We start from the raw sequence: 10,820 nt of genomic DNA, 5'->3' as shown, positions 1-10,820 counted from the left end.
ACGGCACCACGGCGGCAGGATCGCGGATGAGAACCGCTTACGCTCGCCGGTCTCATCGTCGACGCGCCTGTCGTTCACCCGCGGCGCCTTCACCTCTACCACGCCGGCCGCGGTGGTGACCTGCCGGGGCCGGTGATAGCCGTTGCGGACCACCAGGCGGCGCCCCGTGTCGTCACGCTCATGACCAACTCGGGTATGTAGGCGTTGACTTCGGCCTCCAGCGCTGCGGCCAGCATTCGCCGCGCACGGGGCGCACGGGTGCGCGGCGGCGGTGGCGGACGATCTCATCCAGCAGTGAACTGCTACTCGGGGTGGTGTCGTCCTCGTTGACTACCGTAAGCACCTGCGTGCCTTCCCGACCGACCCGGCAACCTCGGCCTTGCTCGATGACCTAGCGATCGATCCCGCGGGAAGGTACGCCTTCTTCCGTCAGGAGTGATCCACAGGTACTGAGCATTACTCCAGGGGCCGGTGGGCCGGCCTCAAGGCGCGTTGCGACCGTGACGGTGGGAGGCAACGGCCCGAGATACGGATTCGGTCTCAGCCCGTGACGCCCGCGACATCGAGCAGTTGGTGCATGAGTTCGGCGGGCAGCGCGGGGTTGCGGGCCGCCGCTCGCGGCATCCCGTCCTCGCCGAGCAGTTCGACGAGCCTTGGGAGGGGCAGGCGCGGGTCGGCCGCTGCGTGGCGGCGCACCATGTCCTCCGCGTCGTGGGAGAGCCGTTCGACGAGTTCTGGTGCGGCCCGTGGGTCGAAGAGGGCCGCATACCGCAGTCGGCGGTTCGGGTTGTTGGCGAAGCGGGCCAGGCCGGGGCGCGGGAAGTTGCGGCGGTAGGCCAGCATGCCCCAGCTCAGTCCGTCCCAGTCGGCGAACATTTCCACGAGCAGTTCGTGTGGGGCATGGTCGTTCTCGCACAGCATCAGCTTGACGTAGTAATCGTCGTCGGTTGCCAACCGCTCGATCACATCGGCGGGCAGTTCTGGTGCGCACGTGACGCCCCGGCGCAGGAGGACGTGGCTGGAGGCCGCGATCTCCCGCAGTGCGTCCGGGTCGCTGGAGCGTTCCTCCACCCAGGCCGGTACCGGATGGCGGCCCGGGGGGATGGTGTAGTCGATCGCCGCCCGCTGCTCCTCGCTCACATCCGCGCGAAGGGACACCGCGAGACGGACGGAGGGCTCGGGGTCGGTGGCCAGTGCGAGGGCGAGTGCCTTCGGCACGTGGGGGTTGGCAGCGGCCCTGCGACGTATCGAACCGTCCTCGTGGGCCACGAGCAGGGCTGCCAGGGCCGCGTCGACGGGTGCGGTCAAAGCGGCGGCGCGGCGGCGTTCGTCCGTCTCGGCGAGGAAGTCCTCCACCGTCGTCGGAAGGGGTACGTCGATGTGGGTGGCGCGTGCGATCGCCCTGCGCACCCGGGGATCGGGGTCGGCCTTGGCCGCGGCCCGAACCTCAGGGCGCAGCCTGGGCCAGCTCCCGGAGTTGATGGCGGCGGAGCGGACGCGAGGGTCGGGATCCTCGGCCAGAGAGAGCAGCGTCTCGTCCGGCAGGCCGGGCAGCGCGGTGGCGACGTACCTCACACCGGCATCCGGGCCAGTGGCGAGCCGCACGGTCAGTTCTGTCGGCAGTTCGACATCGCGCTCACACGCCATCACCACCGCGACGCGTCGAACCTTCGGATCCGGATCCTCGGCCAGCGCGGCGAGCGCATCCGACGGCAGGTGCGGATTCTCCGCGAGGATCTTACGAACCTTCGGATCGGGGTGTGCGACGGCGGCCCTTGCCGCCGCAGGCGAGAGCGCGCGATAGGCAAGCCAGTACTGAGCGTCGGGCAGAGGATCGAGTGTGAACACGCGCCGCAGCACCTCATCCGGTGCAGCGCTGTTCATGGCCAGCCCCGCAATCCACTCCGCGTGCAGAGCAGTGTCGGCCTCCAGCAGCCCCAGGGCATCAGCGCGAGCCACGTCCGTCGCCTCCGACACTCCGAACGCCACGCATGTCAGGCGATCATCCTTGTGCACCATGGAGTGATCTTCTCAAGGCCCCGCAGAGCGGGACACCCAGGACCGCCCACCTAAACAGCAGAGCCTGCCTTTTGGACGACGCCGTGCCCAAGCTGTCCTGGGTGGAGATCACGGGAACCACGCGGCGATGCGACTGACCGCCGCCGGGGGCCGCCGGAGCCCCACGACTTGCGCAGGATCAGGGACGACGTAGCACGGCGGTGAGACACCATATTCCCTGATCGACATCCAGCCAGACACACTCGCGAACAGTCCAACAGTGCATCACCGAAGTGGGACGGTTACCGGGTACAGCTCGCCGTGTACGCGGGCGGCCGGGTACTGCTGCGTTCCCGGCAGGGCACGGATATGACGGCGTCGTTCCCCGAGATCCGCGCGGCGGCCCTCGCGCGGCTGCCGGCGGACACCGGGTTGGACGGCGAGCTGGTGGTATGGGAGCGCGACCGGCTGGCGTTCGAGCGGCTTCAGCAGCGGCTCGCGCGGCGCGGGTCCGCTGCGGCTGAGGCAGCTCGCCAGTGGCCGGCCCACTACGTGGTCTTCGACTTGATCCACACGGGGGCGGACCTGACCGGCTGGCCGTACGAGCGGCGGCGTGCGGCGCTTGAGGCGCTGTTCACGGACCACGGACTGGAGGCGCCGTTGACGCTGTGTCCCTCGACCACCGACCCGGTTGTGGCGCGAGGGTGGCTGGAGTGGACGGCAGCCGGGGTGGAGGGGCTGTGCTTCAAGCGGCTGGACGAGCCCTACGTCGGGGGCGCTCGATCGTGGCGGAAGTACAAATGACCAGTTGGGGTTGAAGCCCAGGCCTTTACTGATCGTTTCAGAATGAGATCTTGGTCTTACGTCTCGACTGAGATGGTGCTCAGTGGGCGATGGAACGGGTTGCCCTGGCGGCGCGTTGACTCGACAGGACTCTGGGAGGAGCACCTTGTCGAGTTTGAGCTTCCCGCCGGCGCGGGCGGTTGGACGCGGGGCGGCCTGGTACCGCGGGGACTGCCACGTCCACTCCATCCACTCGGACGGGGAACTCACCCCCGAAGAGTTGGTCGTCCGGGCGCGCGCGGCCAGGCTCGACTTCATCGCGACGACGGAGCACAACTCAGCCGCGGCCCCGGATGCCTGGGGGCATCTGGCCGCCGATGACTTCTTGATCCTTCTCGGCGAAGAGGTGACCACGAACACCGGGCACTGGCTCGCGCTCGGCATCAATCCCGGCGAGGTCGTCGACTGGAACCACCAGGTCAGGGACGGACTGGTGGGCATGTGCCTGGAACAGGTCCACCGAGCAGGGGGCCTGTGCGTTGCCGCACACCCGCACGCGCCCTACCCCTCGGGGGACTTCATGTTCCCCTTCATCGGCTTCGACGTGGTGGAGGCGTGGAACGGACTGTGGACTTCGGATCGGCCCTGGAACGCTGACAACGAGGCGGCGCTGGCGGAGTGGGGGCGGAGCCTCGCGGCGGACCTGCAGACGGGCTCGTGGCGGCCGGCGATGGGCAACAGCGACACACACTTGGAAGGGCAGATCGGTATCCCTCACACCGTGGTCTTCGCCGAAGAACTGAGCACCGAGGCAGTCCTGGCCGGAATCCGTGCCGGCCGCAGCTGGATCGCCGAGTCGGCGGACGTGGACGTGTCGTTCACCGCCAATGCCGATGGTCGCGTTGTCGGGGTGGGAGAACGGCTCGCAGCTCGTGGTGGGCAGGTGGAAGTGCAGGCAGCAGTACGAGGTGTGCCGGCGGGGGCCGTCAGCTTCCACACCGATCGAGGAAGGGTCCACCGGGGTCATCGCCTGCGCCAGCGAAGTTCGGGTGGGTGCCCCCGAGTGTCGACGAGCGCGGCTCGTTTGTGACACTCGTCCCCATGACCAGCAGCAACGCCCTTGGCTTCACCCAGATCGTTGACCCGCACGAGATCACTGACGAGCTGAAGCAGGCCCTCGTGGACTGCTGGACCGAGGTGAGCAATGCGGGTGGGGCGGGTTCCCCTTTCCGCCGGTGGATGCCGCCGAGGTCACCGCTGTCCTTGACCGCATCATCGAGAAGCTTGCCCCAACGACCAGCCGCCTTCTGATCGCCCTGGCCGATGGCACCGTCGCCGGCTGGCTGAACATCCGCTGCGATCCCCACCCGCCCGTCGCGCACTGGGGCACGATTCACCACGTTCAAACCCGTCTCGGCGTCCGGGGCCAGGGGATCGGCGCGGCATTGATGAGCCGGGTCCGTGAGGTCGCCCGCGACGAGATGGGCCTGGAGCAGCTGCACCTTGCCGCCCGCGGTGGTGTCGGTCTCGAAGAGTTCTATGGCCGACTCGGCTGGAAGGAGATTGGCAGGTGGCCCGGCGCTCTGCGGCTGGCCTCCGACGACAATCGCGATGAGGTCCTCATGATGTTGTCGCCTTTGTGACAGTCAGCATCCTGATCCTGGCCCAGGTAGGGCACGACGACAGGGGCAGCAAGGTTGTCATGCCGAGAGGGGCTGCGTGCGCTCGATGAGCTGTCCGCGTTCGAAGCGGGCTCCGGCGCGAACGAGGGCGACGAGGTGAGGTGAGTTCACGGCCGCCAGCATTACCAGGTCGTCGTTGACGCTGACACCCGGCTCGTCGTGGTGGTCGGCCAGCCTCTGCCGGGCAACCGCAACGACTGCAAAGCGTGGGAGCTGCCCGGCGCGGTCGTGGCGGAGGCGGCGGAGAGAGTGCTCGGCCCGTAAGTGTCATCGGCGGCGCAGCGACGCTCCCCAGCCAGCCGGTGCCGGTGCCGGTGAGGGGATGGCCGGCCGGGCACGCGGTCCGCCACGGTTCCTCGGGCGGCACGGAGAACCGGTACGCGGGACGGGTTATGGGCAGGCCCGTGCCGCAGCCCCACAGCACAGCGGCAATGATGATCAGAATGGTCCCCACCTGCGGGAGCTTAGACCGACCGGCAAATGGATCACTTGAGGCGGCGTGTGGTGGGACGCTGATCCCAGCGGTAGTGAACGGCGCCGTGGCGGATCAGCATGCGGAGAGTGACGAGTGCTGCGGCCAGGTGGAGGTAGAACGCGACGACGGTGCTGTTCTTCTCGGTGCAGCGTCGTAGCTTGCCGTAGCTGTTCATCCACGAGTGCGTTCGTTCCACGACCCACCGCTTGCCGGCCTGGATCGGGGCGGGCACGCCCTTGCGGGCGACCTCACTGGTGAAGCCCAACTCCCGGAGCAGAGCGCGGGACGTGTTGCTGTCATAGCCGCGATCGAGGTTGACGTTCACGGTCTCCGGCAGTGGCCTGACCCGGTCCAATGGCTGCGTGGAGAGTCGGTCCAAGCAGAGGCGAGCCGTGGCGGTTGGCTCCCGCCGAGACCAGGCCGAGCGGGACGCCGCGGGCATCAGTGGCAACCGAGCGTTTCAGGCCCTGCTTCCCGCGATCGACCGGGGACCGGCCCGCACTCCGGCCGCCACACGGGGCCTTGGTGATGCAACCATCCACGGATATCTCGGATAGCTCCAGGCCGATCATCCTGTCGTACGCTTCCAGCGCGAGAACGTGCACTATTTCGGATATTCCCCTGCTCGGCCCACTCTTTGACACGTCGACGGATGGTCCGGTCAGAGCATCCGGGGCTGGATACCCGTTCGTAGCCCGAGCCGTGGACCAAAGCGAGCAGCACATGCTCGAACACAGTCCGCTCGGGGACACGGCGGCGGTGACAGCCAAGCGGGTGGCCCGCGGAGAATTCCTCCCGAGCGGGCAGGAGCGCCACGAACTGGTTCCAGAGGGGTTCGAGCAGGCAAGATGGAAGTGCGGGCACGGCTGTCCTTCGCGATCACCGAGCGTAGAGGACTCCATGATCGCGTGGGCCCGTGGCCACTCGGAGCCCCGCCACCTCCGGGGCACCTGCTGCCCGGTCGGCCTGAGAAAGAAGCTCAGTCGCCCGTCGCCCCATCGATCCGCTCCCGGAGGAAGTCGGCGTGGCCGTTGTGGCGGGCGTACTCCTGGATCATCAACACGTAGACCCAGCGCAGGCTGAGGGAGACTCCGCGAGAGGACATGAAGGTCTCGTCGAGGTCGTGTCCGGCCGCCGCCGCGTCGCACGCGTTGACCTCGGTCTGGAACAGTCCGAAGTCTCTCTCCGCATCGGCTGCGTGCACTCCGTCGAGTCCCTCATTGCCATCTGACGGGCCGGTGAAGACATCGCCGATATCCTCACCCGCAAAGCTTCGTCGGAACCACCATCGCTCTACCTCCGCCATGTGCCGGACCAAGCCCAGGAGGGTGAGGTTCGACGGCTCTACGGTCGTCCGCGCCAATTGGGCCGGCTCAAGCCCGGCGCATTTGGCCAGCAACGTTTCCCCCGGTGCCAGTTCAGCCAACCCTCCAGCATCTGACGCTCAGTTACGGTACCCAGGTCGCCAAGCTGCTTGGTGCGCTCGACTGGTGGTGCTGTCCATGTCATGGATATACCCTGCACTGCCCTCTGGGAGGGATCAAACACGCACTATGGCAGTGCGGCCGGGCGGTCCTTTGCGATTACCGAGCGTAGAGAACTCCGTGATCACGTAGCCCCTTGCCGCTCGGATGCCCTCCACCTCCGGGCCAGCCTATTGCCGGTCGGTCTTAGGAGTTCGATCACCGCGGTCGCGACCAGGCCTCATGCGTCCTCGACCTCAGGGAACCGAGGATGCTGCCTGATGGCCAAGCGGAACCCCAACGGCGAGGGCACCATCTACCGCCGCAAGGACGGCCGTTCCGAGGGAGCGGGCTACGTCCTGATGCCGGACGGCACTTACAAGCGCCGACGGGTCTACGGCAGGACCTGGGAGGAGGCCCGGAAGAAGCTCACCGAGCTGCTCGCGAAGAGCGACCAGGGCATTCCTGCGGCCGACACGACCGAGAGTCTCGGCACCTACCTCGCCTACTGGCTTGAGCACATCGTGAGCCACAAGGTGCGGCCTTCGACGGTCTACAGCTACAGCAAGTGCGTGAATGCGTACATCGTGCCCCGGCTCGGAAAGAAGAAGCTCGCCCGGCTCTCCGTCAAGGACGTACGCCTCTTCCTCGACAGGGCTCGGCAGGCATGCCAGTGCTGTACTCAAGGACGTGATGCCGCTCGTCCGGCCGGTGAGCACCGTTGCTGTGCCGCCACTCCCAAACGGTGCTGCGAGCATCGGCTGTCGCCTCGCATGGTCCAGTACCTTCACGCCGTGCTGCGGAACGCCCTCCAGCACGCGGTCCGCGAGGAGCTGGTGCAGGTCTAGACCCCGCGGTACCGCGTCGGCCGCGGCCTGTCTGTCGCCGAGGCGAAGGAGCTTTTGGCCGACGTGCGTGACGACAGGCTGCGTGCGGCGTACGTTCTGGCGCTTTACCTCGGGCTTCGACGGGGTGAGCTGCTGGGCCTCCACTGGTCGGACGTTGACCTGGACGGGGATCGCTGGAGATCCGTACGGCCCTGCAACGGGTCAACGGAGAGCTGACGCTCAGCACGCCCAAGGCGCGTCGCGGTCAGATCGTCGTACCGGACCTGTCGCTGGGACCACCCCCCGCGGGAGCGGGGAGCAGCCGAACGTCGGCGCAACCCGGTCCTGAAGCGAATGCACTGCTCCCCGCGCCCGCGGGGATGCTCCCGAGCTGTTCGGTGTGGTCGTGGCCACCCCAGCGGCTCCCCGCACCCGCGGGGATGGTCCCGAGTACGCGCCCCTGCTGCGCCGCCGCTCCCCCTGCTCCCCGCGCCCGCGCCCGCGCCCGCGCCCGCGCCCGCGCCCGCGAGGATGGTCCCGCACCTATGTGAACCGGGTGGAAACGCCAGCTTGCCTGCTCCCCCGCGCGTCCGCGGAAACGGTCGTGCGTTGACCGGCGAACCGACGGAAATCGCAGACTGAGAAACAGGGCGCAGCCGGGTGAGGATCCCGCGTATGGGTGGAGACGCAGGGCCGCCGACCAACTCTCGGCCCTTCGGAACGGGCGTGCGGAGCATCCGTATGCTCCGCGTATGAGATTCCTCTGGCTGCGCCGCGGAAATGATGCCGGGCAGAAAGCGGCATCCCCGCTGGCTAAGGCCTGGGCCCTGTTCAAGGCAGGTTGCTATGCCGAGGCGGAGGCCGAGGCCCGGGCAGTGGCCGCGGCCCGGGCCGGGGTATGCGATGAGCCCCTGGCGTCGGTGGCGTTGTTCCTTGCCGCGCTCGCGGTGACCGGTCAAGGTCGCGCCGCGGAAGCCGTGGCCGAATACGACGGGCTGCTGCCAGTTTTTGGAAGGATCTTCGGCGCCGAGCACCCGCGGATCATGAGGCTGCGCTCCAACCGTGCCCAGGTGCTGGCAACGCTCGGCCGGCACGCCGAGTGCGAGGCGGAGTGCGCGGCCGTGATGCGGATCGCGACTCGCGCCCAAGGGCCGCGCATGGCGTCGATCGCAACCTCCGCCCGGAACGGACTGGTCTATGCCCTCAACGGGCAGGGCCGTCACAAGGAAGCGGAGGAACTCGCCCGCGAAGCGCTGACCCTTGTTCCGCATGGCAAGTCCACCGTGGCCCTCCGCAGCAATCTGGCCCGTAGCCTCAATGGTCAAGCCCGCCATGAGGAGGCACTCGCCGAGGCCGAACGCGCTGACGAGGAGCGCCGCGGCCTGCCTGAGGATCGGCGCCGCGCGGTTACCGGCGTCGTGGAACTGACCATGGCCACCACCCACCTCGCCCTGGGCGACACGGCCCGGGCCCGCACCTTGGCCAAAGCCGCCGACGACGCCTGCCTGGCCGCCTTCGGTCCTCACCACTACCGCACCATCGAGGCTCGAGCCCTCCTCGACCGCATCGACCGCGCTTGACCGAGCTCGCAAGGGCCCCTGTCCAGCTGGCCGCACGGCGCACCGTGGGCAGCTCATCCCGCCACTGTGATGAGCCGGGGAAGCCAACTCGCGTCCGACGCAACCAATGCAGCAGGCCGCGAACTGCTCGCCGTTCCCGCGGGGGTGGCCCCTGGGACATGGTGTACGGATACTGGTCGGCAAGCTGTTCCTCGCGCCGGGGTCCCCGGATCTGAGAGGACATTCTGAACCGGTATGCCCGATTCCCGCAGTTGGCTTGGGTCAGGCACCGTCCTGGCGGTCACGTGACCCTTCGGCGGCTTCTACAGTGTCCCGAGGTAAAGGGAGGGGCGGTAATCAGAAGGGCTGACTCAGGAACGTGGTGCGGATCGAGCGATTGGCGGACCTGAAGCCCGTCCACCAGCGTCAGGCAGCCGTCCTGGCCCTGTGGCGGTGGCGCGCGCCGATACTCGCGTTCGAATTGGATGCAGAGTGGGGCGTCGACCAGTCCGTGCTGGAGTCGCTGTTCCGACTGGCAGCATCACCCGCTGGTGAACAGTCGGATCTCGCATACCGGCGAGCAATCGCCGAGCTGTGCACGACCCCGCTCTTCACGTCTGAAGTCGACCCGGACACGGTCCAGCTCCTCCAGCTGGAGACCATCAGCAACCTGCTGGCCTTCGGCGAGCTGCTGGACAAGCCTGGCGTGGACGACGTCGAGCGAGTGGTCGAAGCCTCGGCCGGCCTGGCGAACTACCTCGACGGTCTCGTCGAGGGCTCCTTCTACTCTCACCCCGCGGAGGAAGCCCACCGCCAGTACCTCGCCGACCTGGCGGATCGGGCGAACGAGGGCTATTTCGCGTCGCGCCACTTCGCTGTCGAGACCGCCTGCCCCGGCGATGTTCCGCCGAGCGCGGTTGCAGGAGATGAGTGCCCCCACCAGAGCGAGGCTGTCAGTCCTCGTTCATACGATCACGGCATGTCTGATGCCTTCACCGTCTTGTGGACCCATGACACGTGCCGCGCTCTGCGTAAAGCGGGGCGCGTGGGAGAGCGCCCGCCGGTCGCCTTCAGCGGCGCGCATTCCTCCTTGCCCGCCTGGTCGGGTGCTCGAGCCGGGGACGAGGTGTATGCACTACACGTCAACCGGTGCGTCGTGTACGTCGTGAGCCGGATGCGCGTGATCGACATGGAGCGGCGCGACTGCTGCGGCACCGTGCCCATGAGGTGGCAGGACCCGGCGTTTCCCGGGCACGGCGATTGGTCGATGCTTGGTGCCGGCGGCTGCAGCGCCACGGCAGTGCACGTGGACGCGACACCCGTGCGCTTCGACATGCCGATACCTGGTGATCTTTTGGCAAGGCTCACCTGGCGTAACCGTCGAGGCCAGACCCGCGGTCTGAAGTACGTGGCGGATGGCCGCCTCGAGCGCTCCGTCAGCCTCCAAGGCTTCTACAGGCTGACCTCCGAGTCGGCTGACGACTTGGCGGTGGTCGTCAGCAACACCATGCCTTGATCCAGACGGATGAGTCCTCAAGACCGTCAGCCGTCCGAAGAACACCACCGGCTTCGTGATCCTGCCCCGGCGCTGGGTGGTCGAACGCTCGCTGGCGTGGATCATGCACGCCCACCGACACGCCCGGGACTACAAACGCCTTATCCAGCACTCGGAATCGTTGATCACCTGGGCCGCGATCACGCTCATGACCAGGCGCATCACCCGCCGGTCCTCCCGCAGGAGCGGACAGCCCGCTTCCCGTGAAGCGCAGCGAGACTGATCGTTCTGAAGGCGGTAGTCACCACCTTCACTCAGTGGCGCCGTAGTCATCGGCCGAAGACCACTCTCCCACGGAAGAACTTGGCCCGGGTCCCGGCAGCCTGCCGCCAGCTGCCAGCTGCCAGAGCACACCTGGCGAGCCCGGTGACCGTTTCCTTACCCGGTCTCACCTCGTACTAGTTGACTGGTGTTCTGCTTAACCGAAACAATCCTGGTTAATTGAGGGGAGAGGTACGAGACGTGATCGACTTCCATA

General features: G+C 67.6%; 8 protein-coding genes and 4 pseudogenes. 8 read left to right on the top strand and 4 right to left on the bottom strand.

The window, feature by feature from the left end; genetic code table 11:
- Both C3488_RS37780 and C3488_RS37775 read right to left on the bottom strand, forming a co-directional pair.
- Positions 1–295, bottom strand: a pseudogene (locus tag C3488_RS37780) (transposase); the annotation flags it as partial.
- A gap of 245 nt (positions 296–540) precedes the next feature.
- The gene (locus tag C3488_RS37775; protein ID WP_181139359.1) at positions 541–1,959 is read right to left on the bottom strand and encodes a hypothetical protein; all 1,419 of its coding nucleotides are present in this window, start codon (positions 1,957–1,959) and stop codon (positions 541–543) included.
- A 270-nt stretch (positions 1,960–2,229) separates the two neighbouring features.
- Between C3488_RS37775 and C3488_RS37770 the strand changes: the two genes are divergently transcribed.
- The 4 genes and pseudogenes from C3488_RS37770 to C3488_RS37755 form a co-directional block, all read left to right on the top strand.
- Positions 2,230–2,802: a hypothetical protein gene (locus C3488_RS37770; RefSeq protein WP_103845365.1), complete on the top strand. Its 573-nt coding sequence runs from the start codon at positions 2,230–2,232 to the stop codon at positions 2,800–2,802.
- A 115-nt stretch (positions 2,803–2,917) separates the two neighbouring features.
- The gene (locus tag C3488_RS37765) at positions 2,918–3,871 is read left to right on the top strand and encodes a CehA/McbA family metallohydrolase (protein WP_308460712.1); all 954 of its coding nucleotides are present in this window, start codon (positions 2,918–2,920) and stop codon (positions 3,869–3,871) included.
- A gap of 145 nt (positions 3,872–4,016) precedes the next feature.
- Positions 4,017–4,424: a GNAT family N-acetyltransferase gene (locus C3488_RS37760; RefSeq protein ID WP_103845364.1), complete on the top strand. Its 408-nt coding sequence runs from the start codon at positions 4,017–4,019 to the stop codon at positions 4,422–4,424.
- Positions 4,425–4,583: 159 nt separating this feature from the next.
- A pseudogene (locus C3488_RS37755) lies at positions 4,584–4,697 on the top strand (IS5/IS1182 family transposase); the annotation flags it as partial.
- A 251-nt stretch (positions 4,698–4,948) separates the two neighbouring features.
- On the opposite strand, the pseudogene C3488_RS37745 reads toward C3488_RS37755, so the two are convergent.
- Together C3488_RS37745 and C3488_RS37740 are read right to left on the bottom strand one after the other, a co-directional pair.
- Positions 4,949–5,802: pseudogene (locus C3488_RS37745) on the bottom strand (IS5 family transposase).
- A gap of 115 nt (positions 5,803–5,917) precedes the next feature.
- Positions 5,918–6,364 carry a DinB family protein gene (locus tag C3488_RS37740; RefSeq protein ID WP_308460711.1) on the bottom strand — a complete coding sequence of 149 codons (447 nt, stop codon included), beginning with the start codon at positions 6,362–6,364 and terminating at the stop codon, positions 5,918–5,920.
- Positions 6,365–6,682: 318 nt separating this feature from the next.
- Here C3488_RS37740 and C3488_RS37735 point away from each other — a divergent pair, with 318 nt between their 5' ends.
- The 4 genes and pseudogenes from C3488_RS37735 to C3488_RS37710 form a co-directional block, all read left to right on the top strand.
- Positions 6,683–7,249: an N-terminal phage integrase SAM-like domain-containing protein gene (locus C3488_RS37735; protein WP_258053896.1), complete on the top strand. Its 567-nt coding sequence runs from the start codon at positions 6,683–6,685 to the stop codon at positions 7,247–7,249.
- Between the two features lie 731 nt (positions 7,250–7,980).
- Positions 7,981–8,808: a tetratricopeptide repeat protein gene (locus C3488_RS37725; protein WP_103845362.1), complete on the top strand. Its 828-nt coding sequence runs from the start codon at positions 7,981–7,983 to the stop codon at positions 8,806–8,808.
- Between the two features lie 358 nt (positions 8,809–9,166).
- Positions 9,167–10,303 carry a hypothetical protein gene (locus C3488_RS42220; RefSeq protein ID WP_258053895.1) on the top strand — a complete coding sequence of 379 codons (1,137 nt, stop codon included), beginning with the start codon at positions 9,167–9,169 and terminating at the stop codon, positions 10,301–10,303.
- Between the two features lie 16 nt (positions 10,304–10,319).
- A pseudogene (locus tag C3488_RS37710) lies at positions 10,320–10,511 on the top strand (transposase); the annotation flags it as partial.
- Positions 10,512–10,820 lie beyond the last annotated feature (309 nt).

It is taken from the genome of Streptomyces sp. Ru72, assembly GCF_002920635.1.
Classification (GTDB): domain Bacteria; phylum Actinomycetota; class Actinomycetes; order Streptomycetales; family Streptomycetaceae; genus Streptomyces.
Note: the sequence above shows the minus strand (reverse complement) of the source record. Positions and strands in the feature narration are given on the sequence as shown.

Coding starts and splice junctions, on each gene's coding strand:
- C3488_RS37725 (WP_103845362.1), top strand. CDS start 7,981: ATGAGATTCCTCTGGCTGCGCCGCGGAAATGATGCCGGGCAGAAAGCG.
- C3488_RS37735 (WP_258053896.1), top strand. CDS start 6,683: ATGGCCAAGCGGAACCCCAACGGCGAGGGCACCATCTACCGCCGCAAG.